The sequence below is a fragment of the Laspinema palackyanum D2c genome, from assembly GCF_025370875.1.
Taxonomy (GTDB): Bacteria; Cyanobacteriota; Cyanobacteriia; order Cyanobacteriales; family Laspinemataceae; genus Laspinema; species Laspinema palackyanum.
On sequence record NZ_JAMXFD010000011.1, the window covers coordinates 28382 to 51073 of the forward strand.

The window sequence follows — 22692 nt, forward strand, 5'->3', positions numbered from 1 at the left end:
GAGTACGCCCAAGCGGAGCAATCCTACCACCAATCTTTAGAAATTAGACGGCAACTTGAAGACAAAGCGGGGGAAGGCAACGCCCTCCTCAGTCTCGGAAATGTTTACTCTTATCTGGGAGAGTACGCCCAAGCAGAGCAATCCTACCACCAATCCTTAGAAATATCCCGGCAACTCGCAGACAAAGTGGGGGAAGGCAACACCCTCTACAACCTTGGAAATGTTTACCGTTCTTTGGGAGAGTACGCCCAAGCGGAGCAATCCTACCACCAATCTTTAGAAATTAGACGGCAACTTGAAGACAAAGCGGGGGAAGGAAACACCCTCAACAACCTCGGAAATGTTTACCATTCTCTGGGAGAGTACGCCAAAGCGGAGCAATACTACCGGCAATCTTTAGAGATATCCCGGCAACGGGGGAGTAAAGCGGGGGAAGGCAATACTCTCAACGGTCTCGGAAATGTTTACGGTTCTCTCGGAGAATACACCCAAGCGGAGCAATACTACCGCCAATCCTTAGAAATATCTCGGCAACTGGGAAACAAAGAGGGGGAAGGAAACACCCTCCTCAACCTCGGAAATGTTTACTATTTTCTGGGACAGTACGCCCAAGCCGAGCAATTCTACCGCCAATCCTTAGAAATTAGACAGCAACTCGGAAACAAAGAGGGGGAAGTCATGGCCCTCAACAACCTCGGAAATGTTTACTATTTTCTGGGACAGTACGCCCAAGCCGAGCAATACTGCCGCCAATCCTTAGAAATCTCTCTACAAATTGGAGACAAAGTGGGGGAAAGCAGCACTCTCAGCAACCTCGGAAATATTTACCGTTCTCTGGGAGAGTACGCCCAAGCGGAGCAATTCTACCGCCAATCCTTAGAAATAACCCGGCAACTCGGGGACAAAGCGGGGGAAGGCAACAACCTCATCGGTCTCGGAGTTGTTTACAATTCTCTGGGAGAGTACGCCCAAGCGGAGCAATTCTACCGCCAATCCATTGAAGTTCAGGAACAATTACGTCCAGGGTTGACCGATGAGCAAAAAATCTCCCTGTTTGAACAACAGAAATCAACTTACGAATTCCTGCAAACCGTTCTGATTGCTCAAAATAAACTGGATGCGGCCCTGGAAATTTCTGAACGGGGACGTGCCCGTGCTTTTGTGGAATTACTCGCCGATCGCCTCTCGGATAATCGAGAAACCCCAGTCACGGTGACCCCGCCCAATCTGCGAGAAATTCAACAAATTGCCGCAGCACAACAGGCTACGATTGTTCAATATTCTTACATTCGTGAACCTTTCACCTTTGGTAACATGGAGCGATTGTGGGAATCGGAACTGTATATCTGGGTGATTAAACCCACTGGAGAAATCACCTTCCGGCGCACGGACCTCAAACCGTTAGGGCAAGAGGAAGGCGGTTCCTTAGCCAAAGCGATCGCAGATGCCCGGTGTTTTGATAACTTTGCCTGTCTGAATAACATCACGGTTTCCCAAAGTCGGGAAGGAAGTACAGAAGTCCGCAGTGCAGGGGGTTTATTTAATTACCAGGCGCAAGATGAGCAAGTTAGTTCAGTTTACCAACAGGAAAATCGGGAGTTGAAACAACTGTATCAACTGTTAATTGACCCCATCGCCGATTTGCTGCCAACCAACCCGAGCGAACGGGTGATTTTCGTCCCTCACAATGCCTTATTTTTAGTCCCGTTCCCGGCGTTACAAGATGGCCAGGGTCAGTATTTAATCGAAAAGCATACTATTCTCACCGCGCCTTCGATTCAAGTCTTGGGGTTAACTCGGGACCAGAAACAGGCTCAGACGGCGGTGAATTCAGAGGTTTTAATTGTGGGCAATCCGACAATGCCGGTGGTGGGAACAGCACAACTGACTGCCTTACCTGGTGCAGAATTGGAGGCGCGGGAGATTGGGCAATTGCTGAATGTCACTCCCCTGATTGGGGCAACGGCAACTAAAGCGAGTGTCGTGCAGAAGATGCAGTCTTCACGGATTATTCACCTGGCGACGCATGGCAGTTTTGACCCGAATATTCCCTTAGATAGTTGGTTGGCGCTGACGCCTTCGGGTGCGGATAATGGATTGCTCACCGCAGCGGAAATTTTTGGGTTGAATCTGAATGCGGAGTTGGTTGTGCTATCGGCTTGTGATACGGGACGGGGGAAAATTACTGGGGATGGGGTGATTGGTTTATCTCGGTCCTTTATTTCTGCGGGTGTGCCGAGTGTGTTGGTGTCGTTGTGGAAGGTGCCGGATGATTCTACGGCGTTGTTGATGCGGGAGTTTTATCAGCTTTGGGAGGAGAGTGGGGATAAGGCGCAGGCGTTGCGGCAGGCGATGTTAACCACGATGCAGCAGTATCCGAATCCGGTGGATTGGGCGGCGTTTACGTTAATGGGGGAGGCGGAGTGAGATTGGATTTTTAACCACTGATTACACTGATTTGCACTGAGGGGGGAGATTTAGGGAGAGGGTTTGAGGGGGTGAGGGTGGGAGGTTGTTGCTCCCACTCTTACTTTTTGAAGGGTTTAAAATTGACAAGGCCCACTTCTGCCATTGGGACAAACTGTGAGGTTATCGGTGGTAATTCCGATGACTGTTGCTCCGGTGATATCGGCATTGGTTAGCTTTGCTGCGGATAAATTGGCTCCGGTTAAGTCTGCTCCCATTAATTTGGCTCCGCGCAAGTCGGCATTGATTAGGTTAACTTTTTGCAGGTTGGTTCGTTGCAGATTGGCGTCGATTAAACTGGCATTGTTTAAGTTAAATCCACCCAAGTTTAATCCGGCTAGTTGTCGGTTTCGTCGGGGCCAATTGACGATTTTCCAATTGAGTAAATCTTCGGAATCAATGCGGGTGGTATTAATATCAATTTGAGTATTCAGTAAATTCGCACCCCGAAGATTGGCTCCGCTTAAGTTGGCTCGAACTAAATTGGCTCCGCTTAAGTTGGCGAATTCGAGGTTGGCATTGGTGAGGTTGGCCCAGTCTAAACTGGCGTCGGTTAAGTTGGCATATTTGAGGTTAGCCGATTGCAGACTTGCTCCATTCAGATTGGTCTGTTGGAGGTTAGCGTTGATTAAACTAATTTCGGCTAAGTCGGCGTTATTTAAGGTTGAACTGCTGAAGTTGCTGTCATCTAATTGAGCTCCGGCTAAGTTGATTTGACTTAAATTTTTGTGGGTGGCGGTGGTCAGATATCCTTTGCGTAAGGCAAATCTTAACAAGGGGTCAGAGACTCGGGGATGAAAGAGTAATAAAAATGGGCTTAAAGAGAGCAGGACAAAGGCAACGCTCATGGCGTTTTTCATGTTTTGTCCAAGGCCGGTATTTCGGGTGAATTGGGAGTTGTAAGTGGCTGAAAGTAAGCGGCTATTTTCTTGGTTGGCGACTTCGAGTTGCCATTGGGTTTGGGAGAGTTGGGTTTGCAGCAGAACCCGCTCCTCATTGGCTTGTTCCAGTTGAGTTTGGAGTTGATTGCGCTCATCGAGTAACCAAGCGGTTCGGGATTCGCTGATGCGGCGTTCTTGCCGTTCTTCGCCGAGTTCGGTTTGGATTAGGGAGAGTTTGGTTTCGAGTTCTGAGGATTTGGCGGCGTTGGTTTGGAGTTGGGTTTGGAGTTGAGAGCGCTCCTCATGGGAGACCCGGCCTCCATTGTTTTTGTAGTGATGGAGTTCCGATTGAGTATCGGTGAGTTGGCTTTGCAATTGCCAGTAGGCGGTGGCTGCTTGTTGGAGTTGGTTTTGCAATTCTAGGACTGTTTCTCCATCGCTGGAATGGGAGTGAGCGGTTTGTTGTAATGTTTTTTCGAGTTCTTCAATCTGACGCTGGAGTTGAGTGGTCCGGGCTTTATGCAGTTTGCTGTCGGACTGGGCTTTGGTGAGTTCGCTTTGGATGCGATCGCGCTCTTTTTCTTCCTGTTCTAAACGGTCTTGCAAGCGCCAATAAGCTTTAGCCGCTTCGTGAATTTGCGACTTATATTGAGCACATTCCTGGGTAAATTCTTCCAGTTTAATCTGGCTGGTTTCGAGTTGAGATTTCAGGGATTGCTGGGCTTTTTTGGCGTCTTCTAGCTGGGACTGGGCCTGTTCTCGGTCTTTTTTGGCGGTTTCTAGTTCAGCGTGGGTGGTTTCTAGTTTGCTATGCAGTTGCCAATAGGCTTCTTCGGTTTGCTCAAACAGGGATTGGAGCTGATCTCGTTCCTGATTGGAGAGTTCTAGCTGGGTTTTGAGTTGGGACAACTGCATTTGAGTCTGAGTGACTTGCTCAGAATCAATGGGTTTAGACTGAGACTGCGATCGCCAATGGTTGCGGGCCCAACTCAGTTGTGCTCGTTCTTTCCGCAAAAAACTATCCGGGATTCGTCCCAAGGTCAAGGGGTATGGCGTCAAATCCCAACCACAGGTCGAGCAATTTTTGACCTCGCCCTCAACATAAGTTGCTTGACAAACTGGACACTGTGCCACTGCTCTCTCCCGCATCGAAATCAGGACTATGATATTGAAGGAGGGGAACTGGATTTTCTCCTCTGACAGATTATCTCCCAACATTCGACTTTTGCGATCGCCTCTTTCGGATTTTACCGGGGAAACTACCCGAGAGGGACCTAACTCTAGGCTATCCGGGGGCCAAATTCTCCGGCAACGACCGGCGGGGGATTAATCCCCCGCCTAACAGCTAAAGTCGGTTGAAACCGACTGAAAACACCACTGTATCAGGCTTGCAGTCGTCTTTAGACGACTTAAGCTATTAGACCGGCGGGGGATTAATCCCCCGCCTAACAGCTAAAGTCGGTTGAAACCGACTGAAAACACCACTGTATCAGGCTTGCAGTCGTCTTTAGACGACTTAAGCTATTAGGCCGCCAATCGTTTAAACCCCCGCCGGGTGTTGCCACTGGTGCAAGATCTCAGTTGAAACCGACTGAAAACCCCACGGGATAAGACTTGCACTCGTCTTTAGCCGACTTGATTCTATCAGGCTGGGGATTTATCCCCCATCGGTGTTGAGCCGGGTACTGTAGCGGCAACTTGATGTTCAGAAGCGGGTTCTCCCGGACTGCGGATGGCGCGGAACATTCCAAAGCGGCAGAGTCCCGTGCCAAAGGCTAGACGCATTAACAGAATTGTGGGAACTTCCCGCACAGATTTAATAAATCCAGATACTCCAAATTGCATCCATCCTTGAGGTCGAATGATGCCTTGCCAAATGGTATCAATCCAGGAGGGGAGGGTTTGTTTGGTCCAGTCATCGGTGGTGACTTCTGCGGCTACTAATCCGGTGGATTCTAACAGTTCAGAAAAGCCTTCAATGCTGGAAAAAGCGGGATGAGACCATTGTTCGAGGAGTTGCTGCATCACCGGGCGTTCCCAGAAATTGAGAGGAGTTTGGCGATCGTCCCGTTGATTCCAGTCGGCAACGACTAGGATACCTCCGGGTTTGAGGACCCGCAATAATTCTTGAGCAAATTGTGCTTTATCTGGCATATGCGGTCCGGCTTCAATGGACCAAACGACATCAAAACTGCGATCGCTAAAGGATAAAGCGAGGGCATCATCTAGGGCGAATTTAGCATCTAAATTCGGGGGGGTCAGTTCTTGTGCCCGCTTGACTTGTTCAGGACTAATGGTAATACCCGTAACTGAAAACCCATAGTCTTTCGCTAAGAGGCGACTGCTTCCGCCAATGCCGCAACCCACATCTAAAACTGTCGTTCCTGGGGGTAATTTATCCAATCCTCCCCAACGCACCATTTCATGTACAAAGTCTTCTTTGGCTTGGAGAAAATCTTTGGATTCTGGGGGAGAACCATAATGCCCGAGATGAATATGTTCTCCCCAGTAATATTCTAAAATCCCGTCTTGAGTCCATTCGTCATAAGAATTGGCGACAGAATCGGGAGATTGATATTTGCGGGCGCTGCTGAGATACAGAATAAGGCTAACAATAAATAGGGTGAGCGTTAGTCCAAAAATTAAAGTCATAAGCTGATTTGCAAGGTTTAACTAAAAAACAGAGGATTGGCGAGAAGCAGATGATATTAAAACCGGGTTGGGTTAGGTGAGGGCCCTCTCCCCCCTAACCCCCCTCCCCTGAGAGGGGAGGGGGGAATTTTATGGGTCAGAAACCCCCAATTTTTTGGGGGTGATGATAGTCAAAATGAGAGGAGAATTGACGAGGCCATTTCTGCGGTTAAATTGCCGGGGATAAACGGGCTGGAACGGGGAAAGGAGGCAGAACAAATGCTGTGGATTCCCGAATGATGTCCGGACGTTCTTTGTAGGGAACTTTTCCCTCAGAAGCGGCGGTATATTGTTGACAAAAGGTAGCTAAATCAGGTGCGGATTCTGTTGGAGGCAGTCCACTCAAAACAAAGGTAATTTTATCGGCCGCTGTAAGGGTAGCATTGCAAGCATCGCTGCAAGCTGCCATACAGCGCACCGGCTGAAGTTGGATTACCGATTCCAGGTTTTTGGCTTGCAATTCACTTTGCAATTGCTGAATTAAATACTCTCCCCCCGATAGCCCGTTTTGAGTGGGTTCTTTACGGGAAAATCGGCAGAGGGAACAGACAAATAGGGTAGCTTGGGTCATGGACTCTCTATCAAAGTTGAATGGATGGGACACCCGTAAGGGATTGTGAAGGTTGGCCGATCGCCCGTTTAACGCACTTGGGTCAAACTCGCGATCGCTGAGTGAATCATGCCCTGAATTCGGCGGCCTGATTGAGACAAAACAGGAATAACAATTCGGCTGTGGTTTGGCTTAAACCCAGACAAATCTTGACCCTTTATTCGGTTAGGAACCTTACCCCGTTGAAATCGAGCGTTCTGCCTATCCTACCACAACTCAACTGCAATTGTGCTTAATTTTTAACTCCCTCGCCCAGAAACAGCCACATCAAGAATAAAAAAAACAGCTTTGATGCAATAGTTTTTGTATTCAAATCAAGATAAAATGAAGAAAGTGGATTAACTTAAAAACCCCTTTCTTCCTCTTCTCCACCTTCTTCAAAAGGGAAGGGGTTTGGGAGGTTCGTTCACGGTAATTAGGGGATTGCAAAATATAAATCATCCAACCGTTTGTAGTGACTCCTTCAGGAGTCTTCTTTAAAGAAACCCCTGAAGGGGTTACTACGAACATTTTGGCGGTTTTATTTTTTGGAGTTTCCTGAATGGAGCAACCATGATACAATCCCTTTGATATCCGCTAACTTTAATATCCTAATGCTGCACCTGCGGGACGACGGGGGTCGTTTGCTCCCCAGAGGGTGTCTCCTTCTACAGCAATGGATGAGGCTGCACCCCAATTTGGGAAGGAATCAATGTGATATCCCATTGCGGACAACCGTTCTACAGTCTCTGGAGAGAGTGCCAAAGGTTCAGTCATCACCCTGTTCGGTAATCCTTGGTAGTGGAAGCGGGGATGGCTGACGGCTTGTGCTACGGTCATGTTACGATCGCTGATATGAGTAATGACTTGTAAGACGGTGGTGGGAATGGTGGAACCTCCGGGACTGCCGGTAACCAGGAACAATTCATCGTTGCGGGTGACAATGGTTGGACTCATGGAGGAGAGAGGACGTTTCCCCGGTTCGATGCGATTGACGGTTCCTTGGACTAACCCAAATTGATTGGGAACTCCAGGTTTAGCGGTGAAATCGTCCATTTCATTATTGAGGAAAAATCCCGTTCCCGGTGAAATTTCCATTGCCCCAAATAAGGAATTAATGGTATAAGTAACTGAGACGGCATTGCCGTAGCGATCGACGATGGAGTAGTGAGTGGTATCGGTTCCGGTGGATTCGGGAGTCTGATGGAAAAGCGGTTCCGGGGGAATGGCTTGATTTTCGGGAATTTTGGCGCGAAGTTGTGCGGCATAGTCGGGAGAGAGTAGCCGATCGCTGGGATGATCCACAAATGCTGGGTCCCCTAAATAAGTATTGCGATCGGCAAAGGCAAACAACATCGCCGATAGCATCAAATGCAAGCGGTGGGTTTCACTGCGGTTGAGTTCGGCGATGGAATATCCATCTAGCACATTCAGCATTTGGCAAAGGGTGGTTCCGCCTCCCGGTAGCGGTGCAGAAATCACCCGATCGCCTCGATAATAACATTCCACGGGGGCGGATTCGGTCACGCTATAGGTGCTAAAATCTTCTAAAGTGAGAATTCCCCCATTTTGTTCACTGGCATTAACAATTTTCTCGGCAATGGGTCCCGTATAAAAGGCATCCGGTCCTTGATCCGCAATCTGTTGTAAGCTGTTGGCTAAATCCGGTTGGATGAGGCGATCGCCAACTTCGTAGGGAGTTTTACCCTCTTTTAAGAAAATTGCTGCAACTTCTGGCTGATCTTGGAATTCTTCTACACTGCGATTGAGAATCTCAATGTCACCGGGTTGTAAAATAAATCCATCTTGGGCTAAGGCGATCGCACCAGCCATCACTTGAGCGCGATCAAGCTTACCATACCGAGTTAAGGCGCGATCGAGTCCCTTCACTGTACCCGGAACCGCAACCGCCAAATATCCCCTCCGACTCAATCCCTCCACGACTTCCCCGGTTTCATCCAGATACATCTCAGGGGTCGCCGCCAGGGGTGCCGTTTCCCGAAAATCTAGGAACACCTCTTCCCCATTCGCCTGACGAATTAGCATAAATCCACCCCCACCCAAGTTGCCACAACAAGGATGAGTAACGGCTAAAGCATACCCCACCGCTACCGCAGCATCCACAGCAGTTCCCCCCGCTTTCAGGATTTCTAACCCCACTTGAGAGGATTCCCTAGAGGCGGTGACAACCATGCCATTCTTTGCCGCCACCCCTTCGGTGATGGGAACATTGGCGAGGTGACTCTTGCTGGAAAGTTGAGCATTTACAAACTTCAACCCTTGAGACAGGGGTGGAAACGGACGATCCAGGTTTCTAAAAATCGCCATCTCCACTACAATCGATAAGGGAATGGCGATCGCCGATGCCACCATCAAGCGCAACAGTCCAGTTTTCAGGGGTGGGGGAACCCGACGCATAAATTCTCGACCCGTTTAAACAGTGAATCTATCTAGTTTAAATCATTCAGGTCTTCGCCAGATTAAAACAGTCCCTCCATTCGGATGCTTCCCATCCCTGAATCCACACCCGTCGGAACCCTCTGCCTCTGATTCCAATCCTCTGGAATCAGTAGGGACTAGAAACCGTGGCAATTCCTTCACTTCTCCCTTGCCGGTCATCTTCCATACAGCGTCAGGGGAATTCTGAAATCCTTCTTTAGATAGATAGCCGTTTCAAGCCTTTGACCGAAAATTGATATAACAAATGTTACATCAACTGAAAAAATATGGGGTCTTCCTCCAGAATCACCCCAGGGGCTAACAAAACGTTGCCCCTGAAGCAACCCCAAGTTGGACATCTGATTCGGGAACTGCGACAGCTTGCGGGATTAACCCAAGAACAGTTTGCATTGAGGTTGGGGGTGGCTTATGCGACAATCAATCGCTGGGAAAATGCTCGCGTCCAGCCATCTTCTTTAGCCTTGCAGCAGATTCGAGCAGTGATTGACGAACTCGGGGATTCCCCATCACCCAAGCTCCGAGAGGGGAGTCGGGACCTGCTGTTGAGCTATTTAGGAATAGAGGATTAGAGCTTCGTACCCAAGGAAAGCAAAGTAATGGAAGTGGAGGATAATTATTTGACAGTCGGTGGCAAGATGGGTCTGCTGATGGGAAAAATAGACTGGACGGGAACCCCCCTCGGTGCGATGGAAAGTTGGCCGGGGAGTTTGCGGAATGCGGTCAATTTGAGCTTGACTTCTCCCGTGGCGATCGCCATTTTGTGGGGACCGGATTGGGTCCAATTTTATAATGATGCTTACCATCAGCTACTCCAAGAAACTCCGCAGTTGCAATTATTCGGTCAGCCTGTGCGGGACTGTTGGATGAGCCATTTTCCGGCAATGGCAAGAGCAGTCGCCTCGGTATTTGCCACGGGACAAGCTCAAGAGTTAGAAAATCAATGCTTTGAGTGCGATCGCTGCAATTGTGCTGAGGAAGTAACAATTACCCTCTCTTCTAGTCCGATTTTCGATGAACAAGGGGAAGTTGCTGGGATTTTTAATATCATCACCCCCACCCTTGAGACGCCGAAAACTCTGCACCCGGAGCCAGAACCGATAGAGTTGATGGTTTCATCCGGGCGGAGTCCAGAACCATCCCCAGAGGGTGAGCAATCGTTGAGAATTCTGCCGTTTGAGGAATCGGTGCAATCAGCAACCCACCGGATCTCGAATGTTTTAGAAGGCATTCCCGATGGATTTATCGCCTTGGATGGGAATTGGCGGTTTACTTATGTCAATTCCGAAGCTCTCAGGCTGTTGCAGCGATCGTCCGATGAGTTATTAGGCAAAGCTTTTGGTGAGGAACTCAGTACCGAAGGGAGTCACTTGGAGTGGTTGAATGCTCCAGTGTTACAGCGATCGCAACTCCAGAGAATTCGGGTAACGGAGGAATATTTTTTATCCGAATCGAATCAGTGGTTAGAGCTCTCGGCGTTTCCCTTAAATGAGGGAATCGGGATTTATATTCGAGATATCAGCGATCGCAAGCGGACCCAACAGCGCCAATCGGCTCAATATGCGATCGCCCAGGTGTTAGCTGAAGCCAGCACTTGGGTTGATGCCGTTCCCGCTATTTTACAAGCCTTGTGCGAAAGTTTAGGGTGGCAAGTGGGGACGATTTGGATGCTCAATCCCCAGGATAATCGTCTGCACTCCTTCCAAACTTGGCATTCCCCCGGTTTAGAAGAACTCCAGGAGTTTTTGGACCTCACCGCACAAATTAGCTTTGCGCCCGGGGTCGGACTACCCGGACGAATTTGGGAGAACCGTCAACCGGCGTGGATATCAGATTTAGAACTAGATGGGAACTTTCCCCGAGCAGCAGCAGCCATCAAAGCGGGACTGCGGACTGCCTGTGGATTTCCGATTCTGTTGGGAGATAAACTCTTAGCCGAAATCGAATGCTTTAGCGATCGCCTCCAACCCTTGGACCCGGATTTGCTGGACTTAATGGTAGCCATTGGCTCTCAAATTGCCCAATTTATTGAACGCAAACGCACGGAAGATGCCTTGCGCGAGAGTCAAGAATTATTTTCTCACTTCATGAGCCATAGCCCCTTTGCTGCCTTTATCAAGGATGCTACCGGACAGATAATTTATGTCAATGGGCCATTAGAGCGATGGTTGCAGCGTCCGAATGCAGAAATTCTCGGCAAAACTGATTTTGAATTATTTCCCGTTGAGGTGGCGAGGAATTTGCAAATTAACGATCTCCAGGTGCTAGAGCAAGATATACCCATTCAATTTTTAGAAACAATTGAACGAGAAGACGAGGAAACCTGTTATTATATGTCCTACAAATTTCCCTTCTGGGATAGCACAGGACAACAGTTTCTCGCGGGGGTATGCCTCGATATTAGCGATCGCATTCGGGCAGAAGCCGCCCGGGAAGAAAATGAACGGCGGTTATCCCTCGCACTCAGTGCCGCCAATGCCGGAATCTGGGAATGGGACCTCACGACCGATCGCTGGTTCTGGTCCGATGAAAATTATCGCTTGTTAGGCTATGAACCGGGCGATTGTGAAACCACCTATCAAAACTGGTTGCAAGCGGTGCATCCGGACGATCGCCAAACCGTTGAGGCATCGGTACAAACCACCCTGAATAGTCCCAGTAACTTTAACTTAGAATATCGAGTCTTGCTACCCAACGGGTCCGTGCGCTGGTTGAGCAATATTGGAGAGACTCTATTAGATGAGAACGGTCAAATTAAGGGAATGAGCGGCATCCAAATCGATATTACCGATCGCAAGGGAACCGAGGAAGCCTTAAGAACCAGCGCTCAACGGTTGAGCCTTGCTTTAGAAGCGGCAAAAATGGGAGATTGCCGGTGGGAAATGTCCAGCGATCGCATGACCTTTTCCCCAAAAGCAGCAGAAATCCTGGGGATTGTCCCCGAAGCAGATCTCACCTGGGCCGAAATCCAGGAAATGTTACCCGAGGAAGATCGCAATCAGGTACAGCAGGCGATGGAACGAGCCATTCGCGATCGCCAGGACTATGACATTGAATATCGCATCCGACGTCCCGACGGCAGGCAACGGTGGGTAGCGGTGAAAGGGCTGGCTGAATATGATGCCAATGGACAAGTGCTGGGAATCTTAGGGGTGATGCAGGACATTAGCGATCGCAAGCAAGAAGAAGTAGAAAAGCAAGAACTGCTTGATCGCGTCAGCATGAAGCGAAAACTGCTCAATGCCATCTTAGAACAATTACCCGCTGGGGTGGTTGTCGCCGAAGCTCCCTCGGGAAAAATTCTCTTGTTTAACGAGCAAATTAAACAAATTTCCCGAATTCCAGACTTAATCCCTGTGGACGACCTGAATCACCCGAGCCTATATGAGGCATTTTATCCCGATGGACGGGCTTATCAACGCCAGGACTGGCCGTTATACCGTTCCGTCTATAGCGGGGAAGTGGTGAGAAACGAAGAAATCCATTTTAGTCGGGGAGATGGTACAAGGGGGATTATTCTGGTCAATTCCGCCCCAGTATATGATGAAAATGGCACTATCAGAGCTGGAGTGGTCACCTTTTCTGATATTACCGATCGCTATTTGGCCCAAGAAGCCATCCGCCAAACCGAAGGCGTATATCGGGCGATCGGGGAAAGCCTAGATTATGGGATCTGGATTTGCGATCGCCAGGGACATCACCTGTATGCAAGCGATTCATTTTTGCGTCTAGTCGGCATGACCCTGGAAGAATGGAAGGGTTTAGGTTGGGTACAGGTGTTGGAACCGGAAGCAGCCCAACAGACCCTCGCTGACTGGACTGCGGGAGCAACAACAGGGGAGTTGTGGGACCGGGAACAACTCGTGCGTGGGGTCGATGGCAACTGGCATCCGATTCTGGTTCGAGGCGTACCTGTGCGAAATCAAGCCGGAGAAATTATCTGTTGGGCGGGGATTAATTTAGATATTAGCCGTCTCAAACAGGTTGAGGGGGAATTGCGCGAATCAGAGTATCGTTTCCGGCTGTTGGCGGATAAGGTGCCGATCCAGATTTGGATGCAGGATGAACAAGCCTGCTGTCACTTTGTGAATGAACGGTATCGTGAGTTTACGGGTTTGTGCCAATCGGATATCACTCAGGATTGGACCGAAAGTTTGCATCCGGATGATTGGGCGGATTATATTAGAGAGTATAGCTTGGCGATCGCCAATCGGAGTGAGCATCGCTCCGTTGTGAGGATGCGTCGCCATGATGGGGTTTATCGGTGGATGGAAGTGCTAGGGTTGCCCCGGTTTGAAGGCACTCGCTTTGTCGGCTATGTCGGGTGTAATACCGATATCACTGAGCGTAAACAGGCTGAAGAAGAACGGGAACAACTCCTCGCCCGGGAACGGTCGGCCCGAGAGGAATCGGAAGCAGCTAACCGGATAAAAGATGAATTTTTGGCCGTCCTTTCTCACGAGTTGCGATCGCCCCTTAATCCAATTTTGGGCTGGTCAAGACTCTTAAGAACTCGCCAATTTGACAACGCATCTCGCGATCGCGCCTTGGAAACCATTGAGCGCAATGCTCGCTTACTCTCTAAACTGATTGAGGATTTATTAGATGTATCCCGCATCCTCCAGGGTAAAATTGCCCTCCATGTCGGTCCCGTCGAGTTAGTCTCCACCCTAGAGTCAGCGTTGGAAACCGTTCAGTTAGCTGCCAGTTCCAAAGAGATTCAGATTGCTACCCATTTTGAATCGGATATTGGGCTGGTATCTGGCGATCGCGATCGGATTCAGCAGATTATCTGGAACTTATTATCCAATGCCGTTAAATTTACACCCACCGGAGGACGGGTGGATGTTTACCTGGAACGGAAAGGCCCTTGTGCTGAAATTAGGGTAACCGATACCGGAAAAGGGATTGAGTGCGAGTTTTTGCCTTATGTCTTTGACTTATTCCGCCAGCAGGATGGGAAAACCACGCGACAATTTGGGGGTCTGGGATTGGGATTGGCGATCGTGCGCTATCTCACTGAATTGCATGGAGGAACCGTTGCCGTAACCAGTCCCGGCGAAGGACAAGGGGCGACATTTACGATCTGTTTGCCCCTCACTCAGGACCGGGGAACCCCTGGGGATAGTCTTGAATGTGATTCGGTGTTGGAACCCGACGCCTCACCTCTGAGGGGAGTTCAAATTCTGTTGGTAGACGATGAGGCGGATATGAGAGAACTAGCCACAACAATTCTAGCTGAAGCTGGTGCACAGGTCAAGGTTGCAGCCTCGGCAGTCGAAGCCATTAACTGTCTCGATCGCCATAGCTTTGATGTTCTCGTCAGCGACCTGGGAATGCCCGATATTGATGGATATATGCTGATTCAGCAGGTGAGAAACCGGCCTTCAGAACAGGGGGGCGCGATTCCGGCGATCGCCTTGACTGCTTACGCAGGAGAGTCCAATCAGCAAAAAGCACTCCAAGCGGGATTTCAACTGCACCTATCCAAGCCGGTAGAACCTGAAGTCTTAGTCAAGGCGATCGAGCAGTTAATCCCCGGGTGATTTTGCTTCATTGGTCATTGGTCCTGGGTGCTTGGATGGGGGATTCTCTCTCCTTTTAAACCAGGGCCTAAACATCGGTAGGGGAGGGCTTTCGGAATCCCAACCCTGAAAAAGATGCGGAGGGCCCTGTTATTCACCCACCGAATCCTAGTCTGTCCAAAGGTGGATGCTCCGAGCAGTTGCTCACCCGAATATGATGAATTCTTAATATTTCGGCTTTATCCAAACTTGGGTTTTGAGAGGCGCTACAAATCCCTGAAAACCTTGTATATTAAGTCTTGCACCTGAAACCATCTCAGGGGAGCAGTTTCCCCTTGCCAGGGCTTAAGTCGCCTCAATTCTCTCAATGTTATCGCAAATCCAACCTTCAGACCCCTAGGAGGATGGAACTTTAGACAGAGTAGCTGCGTCTTGGGCGCGTTTAGATTGACCCAGAGAGTGAAATGGCAACCCAAATGAGCAAATTGTTATAAAAATTTAACCTTTTTTGAAGAAAAATGGAATATACTTCTATAGAAACTTTAGTATGATTAGCTATTCACTTGGTCCTTCAGGCTAAAGTGCAATCCAGTCAATGTGCCGAAGGGATTTTCCCGGGAGAACGCCTGGGAACGAGCAACTGCCTCGGACAGGCAGCGATCGTTGCGATCGGTCCCGGCTTTGCAATCCTGCTCACCCCGTTAGAGGGGTGGGGTCCCGATCAATGGGGCGATCGCACAGAGGTCCATCGCAACCGACCCTACCGAGACCGGCACCGAGACCCACCGAGGAAACCCTCTTAATAACATAAAAAAATTTAGGATATAGACCATGATAGACCTGTATTCCTCCGATGAAAGCGCTCATCCTCACTCCCTATCCCTGAAACGATTAGACCGCGCGATTTCTCTGTCCCAAGGTCAATTTTGCCTAATTTTGGCTTGCTGTAACTCCGTTGCTCTGCGATCGCAACTCGTCAAGCAATTACCGATTAATTGGTCCGGAGAGATTTACCAACTATCTTTGCAGCCCTCGGTCAAAACCCTTTATACGACCGTGCAACAAACGCTACACAATAAACAGCCCAATGCTTTAATGATTTTGGGATTAGAATCCGTTATTTCTATTGAACAATTACTGACAGCTACCAACTTTGTCCGGGATGATTTTCGCAAAGACTTCGCCTTTCCCGTCATCTTGTGGGTGAATGATGAAATCATGCACAAATTAGTTCGGTTAGCCCCCGATTTCAAAAATTGGGCCGCCTCTACCATTCGGTTTCCCATGATAAATGAGTCCGTGGCGACACCGGATTTAGCCTATCAATTAATCTAACAAATCTCCCGAGGGTTCCTCTGTCCCCGAACAGTGAAACTTCCCCAACCAAATTCCCTAAAGGTGACAAAACGCGGTAACGTAAGCGATGTTAATCCAGTCCGTCGTTACTGTCATGTTAGAGATTCAAACGTTAATTGATGAAATTCAGAAAGAAGCAAAACGGGCTGAATTTCCCCTAGATGAACCCGTTTATCAAAAAGCCAATGCCGAACCGACTCAACCGATTCTCTATGCGGGGAACTTGCAAAGTCAGTTATGCGTTTTTGGCCGAGATTTGGGTAAAGATGAAGTCGCAACTCGGCAACCGTTATATGGTGCAGCGGGTTCCCTGGTTCGCAAAGGACTGTATCGGACTCTTTTTAACAGCGAGGCAGGGGATAAAACGGAACTAGAAAAGGTGCTGGACCAAGTTTTATTGACCAATACCGTCCCCTACAAACCCCCGGGAAATAAAGCCTATAGTACAGCGGTTAAACAGCGCTTTCGGCCCTATATTGAGCGCCTCCTCGTCTGCCACTGGCAAGGCGATCGCATCATCACCCTCGGAAACGATGCCTTTGACTGGTTTACTCCCTACGCCCCAAAAGGGACCTTGAAAGAATTTTTTCAGCGTGGCGATCGCTACAGTTCTAGCCAACCCATTACCCTTTGCGCTAAAGACTCTCAAGGTAATCTCCATCAGCGTCCCATCACCTTACTGCCACTCCCTCATCCCTCCCCCCTCAACCAGAGATACTACGCCCAATTTCCCCAACTCCTACAGCAACGCCTGAGTGACATTTTTCAGTGAATTTATGGAGGAGTTATCGGTGATTTGTCCTGTTTTTGGACGAATCACCGATGATTTGGCTGTTATGAAGTTTTACGAAGTCCCTCATAAATTTTTCCTAATTAAAGTTGGGTGGTTTCACGGAAGCATTTCGGGGCAACTTTATCATATCTTTATAAATGAGATTCAAGAATTCATGAAAAATTTAAACAGCAATTAGCGGAGATATAGTAATGGCAACCTTAAGCTACGGTTTCAACCCCTCCTTCCTCCCCTTGAGCGATCGCGATCAAAAAGCCCTCAACTCCATGTTTGAAGGCATTGAAGGCGACCCCCTAGCCGAGCTGGAAACCGTCTTAAACGAATCCTTTGGTGCTAGACCCCAACAGAGCAATAGAGTCCGCCAATCCTCTCTAGTCCATACCTCCGCATTTAGGTGAACTACAAGAACCCCACCCTAACCCTCCCCAAGACACAGGGGAGGGGACCGGAAATGTAAAAAACCTGCTGTTGTAAGTCCTCCCCATCTCCCCATCTTCCCCAACTCCCCCATCCCCAATCTCCCCTAAGCTACGATTAGGATATAAATCCCCGAAGTTCCTATTTAGCTTTGAAGCATTGATTCAGTCTGAGACCTTAGAACTCCTAGAATGGCCGCGCCTGTGCCAGCACCTAGCAACATTTGCTGGGACCAAGCTGGGAGCGATCGCTGCCGGTGACCTCCAAATTCCTGAGACGTTGGAGCAGACACTGGTGCTGCTTGCTCAAACCCAAGAAGTCTATGAATTAGAAAATCAGGGACTCACTACCCTGTCCTTTGATGGCATCCATGATATTGGGGACTCCTTAGAACGGGCGGACTTGCATGGCATCTTATCTGCGGAGGAACTGCTGGCGATCGCCACTACCCTCTCCGGTGCCCGACAACTGCGCCGCACCATCGACGATCATCCCCAATTATCCGTTCTCAACCGTTTGGTTGCGGATCTGCGAACCTATCCAGAAATCGAGCAGGAAATCCATCGATGCATCGACGATCGCGCTCAAGTCGCCGATCGCGCCAGCACCCTATTAGGGGAAATTCGCCAGCGTCAGCGATCCATCCGCGACCAGATTTATCAGAAATTGCAGAGTATCTTGCAACGGCATAGCAACGCCGTCCAAGAACAACTGATCACCAAACGGAGCGATCGCTTTGTGATCCCCGTGAAATCTCCCCAAAAAGATGCCATTCCCGGCATTGTTCACGATAGTTCCATGAGTGGGGCGACCCTTTATATAGAACCCCATAGCGTCGTTGAACTGAACAACAAGGCGCGGGTCCTGCTGCGCCAAGAAAAAGCCGAAGAAGAAGCAATTTTGCGGGCGCTAACGGCCAAAATTACCGAAGTCGTCGAAGATTTAGAGCGATTATTGGCGATCGTCACCATCCTCGATCTGGCAACCGCCCGTGCCCGGTACAGTTACTGGTTAAATGCCAACCCCCCGACCTTTATTGACCGAGGGGAAGAGGCCCAAACCATTACCCTGCGGCAATTGCGCCATCCCCTGCTCATCTGGCAACAACAGCATGAAGATGGCAATGCCGTCGTTCCCATTGATTTAATTGTCCAACCTCAAATTAAAGTTGTTGCCATCACCGGGCCCAACACTGGAGGAAAAACCGTCACCCTGAAAACCTTGGGGTTAGGGGTACTCATGGCGAAAGTGGGGTTATTTATCCCCGCCAAAGTACCTGTAGAACTGCCTTGGTTTGACTTTGTACTGGCGGATATCGGAGACGAACAGTCCCTAGAACAAAGCCTTTCCACCTTTTCCGGCCATATTCGCCGGATTAGCAGGATTTTAGGGAGTTGTACCCCAGACTCCCTGGTGTTACTGGATGAAGTAGGGGCTGGAACTGACCCCACCGAAGGCAGTGCCTTGGCGATCGCCCTGTTGCATCATCTGGCGGATTGTTCCCAGTTAACCATCGCCACCACCCACTATGGCGAACTCAAGGCCCTCAAATATGAAGACGATCGCTTCGAGAATGCCTCAGTAGAGTTTGATGAAGCCACCTTACAACCCACCTATCGCTTACTCTGGGGGATTCCGGGCCGTTCTAATGCCTTAACCATTGCGCGCCGTCTCGGGTTGAAGTCTGAAATTGTGGATCAGGCAGCCAACTTAGTCGCACCCACCGGCACCCAAGACGTAGATCGAGTGATTGCTGGATTAGAAAATCAGCGCAAACAGCAGGAAACCAAGGCGAAAGAAGCGGGTCAATTGCTGGGAGAAACCGAACGCCTGTATCGGGAAGTGGCGGATAAAGCAAAATCCTTGAAAGAACGGGAACGGCAACTCCAACAGTCCCAAGAACAAGCGGTTGCAGAGGCGATCGCCGTTGCCAAGCAAGAAATTGCCCAAGTGATTCGCCGCTTGCAACAAGGCAACGTCACAGGACAGGATGCCAATCAAGCAACCCAGGATTTACAGGGAATTGCCGAAAAACATCTGCCGTCGCGACAGCAAAAAGCCGCCAAACCGAAACCGGGATTTCGTCCCAAAGCGGGCGATCGCGTGCGGATTCCCCAAATTGGACAAACCGGCGAAGTATTGGCAGTCGGAGAAGGAGATTTGGAGGTTACGGTGCGGTTTGGATTGATGAAAATGACCATCGGGATTACAGAAATCGAATCCCTGGATGGTCAAAAAGTGGAACTCCCACCCAAAAAACCAGCCGCTACCCAAACCCCCAAAGTTTCCCCAGCAGCAGAGGCAGCAACGGAAAAAGTGGCAACCCAAGCCCCCATCGTCCGTACTTCCCGAAATAACCTGGATATCCGAGGGGCCCGAGTTGCCGATGCGGAGATGGAACTAGAACAGGCGATCGCCGAACAAATTCCCCTAGGCGGTGCGTTATGGATTGTTCATGGCAAAGGCACGGGTAAATTGCGCCAAGGAGTGCACGACTTTTTGAAACAACATCCCCAAATTAGTCACTATGAACTCGCCCCTCAAAATGAGGGCGGTTCCGGTGTTACAATTGCGTATCTTAAATAGGGAATGGGATGGGAGATGAGTGAAGATAGGGGAGATAGGGGAGATGGGGAGGATAGGGGAGACTGGGGAGTAGAAGCGACAACCGGCGGGGGTTTAAACCCCCGCCTAATAGCTAAAGTCGGTTAAAACCGACTAAAAAATCTGGGCGGATTAAGGATGTCCCCATCTCTCCCACCCTCCCCATCTCCCCCATCTCCCCCATCTCCCCCACCCTCCCCATCTCCCCCATCTCCCCCATCTCCCCCACCCACAGAGGTTCACGATGCGCCAGACCCTAAAATTAGCTCCCCCGGGTCAACCTAACGGTGTTCCTAACAAAGCGACACCGATCGCTGCTTCTCCACCTTGGGAGGAAGTAGTGGGTGTGAATGCACCGACCCCGGCACAGTTGGATAACATCAAAACTCAGTTAGATTTAGTCTTGCTGGCCCTGGAATGCTTGGCGGACATTGGTTCCGAAGCCATTCTGCGAACAGCAGAGGAATTGGGACTTGAATCGGTGGTGGCCGATCGCGTCTCCTTGTGGCGACTGCGCCAGTCCAATCCCATGCGGAAGAGTCAGGGGGGTCGCAAAAAGCTGGATGTGGAGGAAGCGCGATCGCTGGTGATGATTATTTGTCACCTCGCCAAAACCCACCACGAATTAATCCGCCGGGGTGTGGCCCTGCTGGAACAGCTTTCAGAACAAAACCGCCCCCCTCATGAAGCCTCTATGTTAGGGGACTTCATTGATACGTTTTGCAACACCTACCAAGAACGCATGGAAGATGGAGACACCACCTCCCCGGACCTGCTGACTCACTTAGCCCTCAAACTGCTGATTGATTTACTCTTCTACAGCGGTCCGGGCGGTCATCGGCGGCTGTGGTTGGCTTTGCTCGATCGCTCAATCAGTCGTTAACCATTCCTTTAGCACTATACCCCCTCAAAATTTTCTCATGCCATCGTTCAATTCTGTTATGCGAAGGTACACGCCCCCCACTTGCACCCTAGAGATTGTGGCAAAAAGCTCCCCTCTCTCCAAGTGGATGGGCAAACCTGTCCTTAAACAATTGCGCTTTCAACTCAGTTTTGATGCGCCGCAATTGCCCGAGGAACAACAAGTTACCATTCGCGGCGACGCCCGAGCACTGGATGCTTTGTCTCATGCCGTCACAAATTATGTCCAAGACTTCGTGCAGCAGTCGCCCCAACGCCTCAATGCTACTTATTTCGCTGCCGAAGCTGACGCCACCTCTACGCCGTCGGAAGTCCAAACGGAGATTACAGAACCCACCACGCGCTTACAATCTCCTCACCCGACCCTAGAGGAAAAACCGATCGCCGGTTTCCCCTCTCCCCCACCGGATCAAGTCTCCTGGAATTCTCAAACCCTTGAACCCGTTCTGGGTATTTATTTAAAACCTCGGGGGTTACTGGCGCATGAGTTACATTTCGGTGAACTCGCAACCCCAGAATCGGGTCCCGTGGTGAATTTGGGAACGTTACAATTATTTGACTTAGCCACGGCCCTAGATTATGCGGCAGCGGATGCGATCGCCTTACCGAATTTAGGCGGAGTCGCCGGATTGTCCAAGACTCCCCCTTGGCTGGCGATCGCAGCAATGGCCCTTTTTACCGTCGGCGTCAGTGCTTCCCTGTTAAATCTGCTCAATCCCGCTACAGAAGGGGATACGCCCACGGTAGCTCAAAGCCCAGCGGAACCCTTACCTGAGCAGAATGTAGTCCCCGTTCCTCCCCCAGTCGTCGCCCCTCCGACCGTTCCCCCCGGGACAAATCCGGCCCCAAATGGCGTCCAGACCCCCCCGAACGGTCAACAGCCTTCCGCCTTACCCCCCAAGGCCCCAACTTCGCCTCCGGTTCCTCCGGCAGCGCCGCCCGTGGGTCAGACGAGTCCTCCTGCTGCTGCACCTCAAGCGGGAGTAAACCGTCCTTCACCGGCATCGCCTCCAGTGGCACCACCTCCGGCTGCCTCGACACCCAGACCCCTCCCTGAAGGGCGGCAGAGTGGTTTGCAGATGCCACCGCCTGGATCAGCCCCCCAGCGCCCCCAAGTCGAGTTGGAAATTACTCCGGACGATTCGGACCCGATGCCTCCCATGCGTCCGCTACCGTCCCTCGCCGACGACCCCATCCCAGAACCCCCGGATTGGGATGAACTGATGGCACAAAGGGGAAATTCTACAACTGCACCGGAACCAAGTTTCCCACCGATGCAACAGACACCGGAACGGGTCCCGACTCCGGCACCAACCCAACCCGCTTCTCCTCCAGAAACCCGCCAAGAAGGCAATCCCGCCCCAGCATCGCCTAATCGGTCCCCCTTGGATGATGCACCGCCTCCTTTGCCTAATGTCCGCCTAGATTCTTCGGCAACGGTCCCGGAAGGAGGCGAGGAGAGTTTGGTATCCGAGGCAGAAGGGATGGATGCGATCGCCCTAAAAGCGCCTCCCACATCGTTCCCAGAGTCGGAATCCAGTGCTGGGGATGTCCCCGCAGAAAGTGCCACCCGCACTCAATCCATCTTTGAGGACCCACCCCAACTCGCCGAAGCTAAGAGTTATTTCCAAGATACCTGGCAACCCCCCCAAGGGTTTAAGGACAAGTTGGAATATGTCCTCACCCTCAATCCCGATGGTTCGATTCAGCAAATCGTCCCTCTAGGAATCGCCTCGGGAACCCACATTGATATTAGTGGAGTGCCGTTGCAAGGGACGCCGTTTGTCTCACCCTTACCGGAGGCCCAGTCTCTGCAAATTCGCGTCGTCCTCGAACCCGATGGTCGGGTCTTGACTTTTGCCCAATAATTTGGGATAATTAAAGGTTATTTTGAAATCGGGAGATTGACCTCAGTTGGGTCAGTCTCCCGATTTTTTTGGGGAAGGGGAGAATTGATACAAAACTTTACATATATTTAATTTGCAATTTTAT

General features: G+C 50.3%; 14 protein-coding genes. 10 read left to right on the forward strand and 4 right to left on the reverse strand.

Annotated elements, in window-relative coordinates; all coding sequences use genetic code 11:
- A partial coding sequence (locus tag NG795_RS14530; protein WP_367289379.1) for a CHAT domain-containing protein occupies positions 1-2427 on the forward strand: 2427 nt, incomplete at its 5' end.
- A 116-nt stretch (positions 2428-2543) separates the two neighbouring features.
- On the opposite strand, the gene NG795_RS14535 is transcribed toward NG795_RS14530, so the two are convergent.
- The 4 genes from NG795_RS14535 to ggt form a co-directional block, all read right to left on the reverse strand.
- Positions 2544-4481 carry a pentapeptide repeat-containing protein gene (locus tag NG795_RS14535; RefSeq protein WP_367289380.1) on the reverse strand — a complete coding sequence of 646 codons (1938 nt, stop codon included), beginning with the start codon at positions 4479-4481 and terminating at the stop codon, positions 2544-2546.
- 510 nt (positions 4482-4991) lie between these two features.
- A complete protein-coding gene (locus NG795_RS14540; RefSeq protein ID WP_367289381.1) occupies positions 4992-5999 on the reverse strand; it encodes a methyltransferase domain-containing protein in 1008 nt (335 codons plus the stop codon).
- 208 nt (positions 6000-6207) lie between these two features.
- Positions 6208-6609 (reverse strand): DUF1636 domain-containing protein, encoded by a 402-nt coding sequence (locus NG795_RS14545; protein WP_367289382.1) that lies wholly within the window; start codon positions 6607-6609, stop codon positions 6208-6210.
- A 621-nt stretch (positions 6610-7230) separates the two neighbouring features.
- On the reverse strand, positions 7231-9045 hold the full coding sequence (gene ggt / locus NG795_RS14550) for a gamma-glutamyltransferase (protein WP_367289383.1): 1815 nt from the start codon (positions 9043-9045) through the stop codon (positions 7231-7233).
- A gap of 308 nt (positions 9046-9353) precedes the next feature.
- On the opposite strand from ggt, the gene NG795_RS14555 reads away from it, so the two are divergent.
- The 9 genes from NG795_RS14555 to NG795_RS14595 all read left to right on the forward strand — a co-directional run bounded on the left by NG795_RS14555 (position 9354) and on the right by NG795_RS14595 (position 22568).
- Positions 9354-9656, forward strand: a complete 303-nt coding sequence (locus tag NG795_RS14555) for a helix-turn-helix domain-containing protein (protein ID WP_367289384.1) — start codon at positions 9354-9356, stop codon at positions 9654-9656.
- A gap of 27 nt (positions 9657-9683) precedes the next feature.
- Positions 9684-14630: a PAS domain S-box protein gene (locus NG795_RS14560; protein ID WP_367289385.1), complete on the forward strand. Its 4947-nt coding sequence runs from the start codon at positions 9684-9686 to the stop codon at positions 14628-14630.
- A gap of 560 nt (positions 14631-15190) precedes the next feature.
- The gene (locus tag NG795_RS14565) at positions 15191-15412 is read left to right on the forward strand and encodes a hypothetical protein (protein ID WP_367289386.1); all 222 of its coding nucleotides are present in this window, start codon (positions 15191-15193) and stop codon (positions 15410-15412) included.
- Between the two features lie 28 nt (positions 15413-15440).
- Positions 15441-15944 (forward strand): hypothetical protein, encoded by a 504-nt coding sequence (locus NG795_RS14570; RefSeq protein WP_367289387.1) that lies wholly within the window; start codon positions 15441-15443, stop codon positions 15942-15944.
- Positions 15945-16032: 88 nt separating this feature from the next.
- Complete coding sequence (locus NG795_RS14575; protein WP_367289388.1) at positions 16033-16737, forward strand: uracil-DNA glycosylase family protein; 705 nt, start codon at positions 16033-16035, stop codon at positions 16735-16737.
- 212 nt (positions 16738-16949) lie between these two features.
- Positions 16950-17156 carry a hypothetical protein gene (locus tag NG795_RS14580; RefSeq protein ID WP_367289389.1) on the forward strand — a complete coding sequence of 69 codons (207 nt, stop codon included), beginning with the start codon at positions 16950-16952 and terminating at the stop codon, positions 17154-17156.
- A gap of 178 nt (positions 17157-17334) precedes the next feature.
- Positions 17335-19761 carry an endonuclease MutS2 gene (locus tag NG795_RS14585; RefSeq protein ID WP_367289390.1) on the forward strand — a complete coding sequence of 809 codons (2427 nt, stop codon included), beginning with the start codon at positions 17335-17337 and terminating at the stop codon, positions 19759-19761.
- A gap of 262 nt (positions 19762-20023) precedes the next feature.
- Complete coding sequence (locus tag NG795_RS14590) at positions 20024-20662, forward strand: DUF3038 domain-containing protein (protein WP_367289391.1); 639 nt, start codon at positions 20024-20026, stop codon at positions 20660-20662.
- 58 nt (positions 20663-20720) lie between these two features.
- Complete coding sequence (locus tag NG795_RS14595) at positions 20721-22568, forward strand: DUF4335 domain-containing protein (protein ID WP_367289392.1); 1848 nt, start codon at positions 20721-20723, stop codon at positions 22566-22568.
- Positions 22569-22692: the final 124 nt, after the last annotated feature.

What these genes read in the sequence shown, in the direction of transcription:
- NG795_RS14540 (WP_367289381.1), bottom strand. Translation starts at nt 5,999, where the DNA reads ATGACTTTAATTTTTGGACTAACGCTCACCCTATTTATTGTTAGCCTT.
- NG795_RS14545 (WP_367289382.1), bottom strand. Translation starts at nt 6,609, where the DNA reads ATGACCCAAGCTACCCTATTTGTCTGTTCCCTCTGCCGATTTTCCCGT.
- ggt (WP_367289383.1), bottom strand. Translation starts at nt 9,045, where the DNA reads ATGCGTCGGGTTCCCCCACCCCTGAAAACTGGACTGTTGCGCTTGATG.
- NG795_RS14555 (WP_367289384.1), top strand. Translation starts at nt 9,354, where the DNA reads ATGGGGTCTTCCTCCAGAATCACCCCAGGGGCTAACAAAACGTTGCCC.
- NG795_RS14560 (WP_367289385.1), top strand. Translation starts at nt 9,684, where the DNA reads ATGGAAGTGGAGGATAATTATTTGACAGTCGGTGGCAAGATGGGTCTG.
- NG795_RS14570 (WP_367289387.1), top strand. Translation starts at nt 15,441, where the DNA reads ATGATAGACCTGTATTCCTCCGATGAAAGCGCTCATCCTCACTCCCTA.
- NG795_RS14575 (WP_367289388.1), top strand. Translation starts at nt 16,033, where the DNA reads ATGTTAATCCAGTCCGTCGTTACTGTCATGTTAGAGATTCAAACGTTA.
- NG795_RS14580 (WP_367289389.1), top strand. Translation starts at nt 16,950, where the DNA reads ATGGCAACCTTAAGCTACGGTTTCAACCCCTCCTTCCTCCCCTTGAGC.
- NG795_RS14590 (WP_367289391.1), top strand. Translation starts at nt 20,024, where the DNA reads ATGCGCCAGACCCTAAAATTAGCTCCCCCGGGTCAACCTAACGGTGTT.
- NG795_RS14595 (WP_367289392.1), top strand. Translation starts at nt 20,721, where the DNA reads ATGCGAAGGTACACGCCCCCCACTTGCACCCTAGAGATTGTGGCAAAA.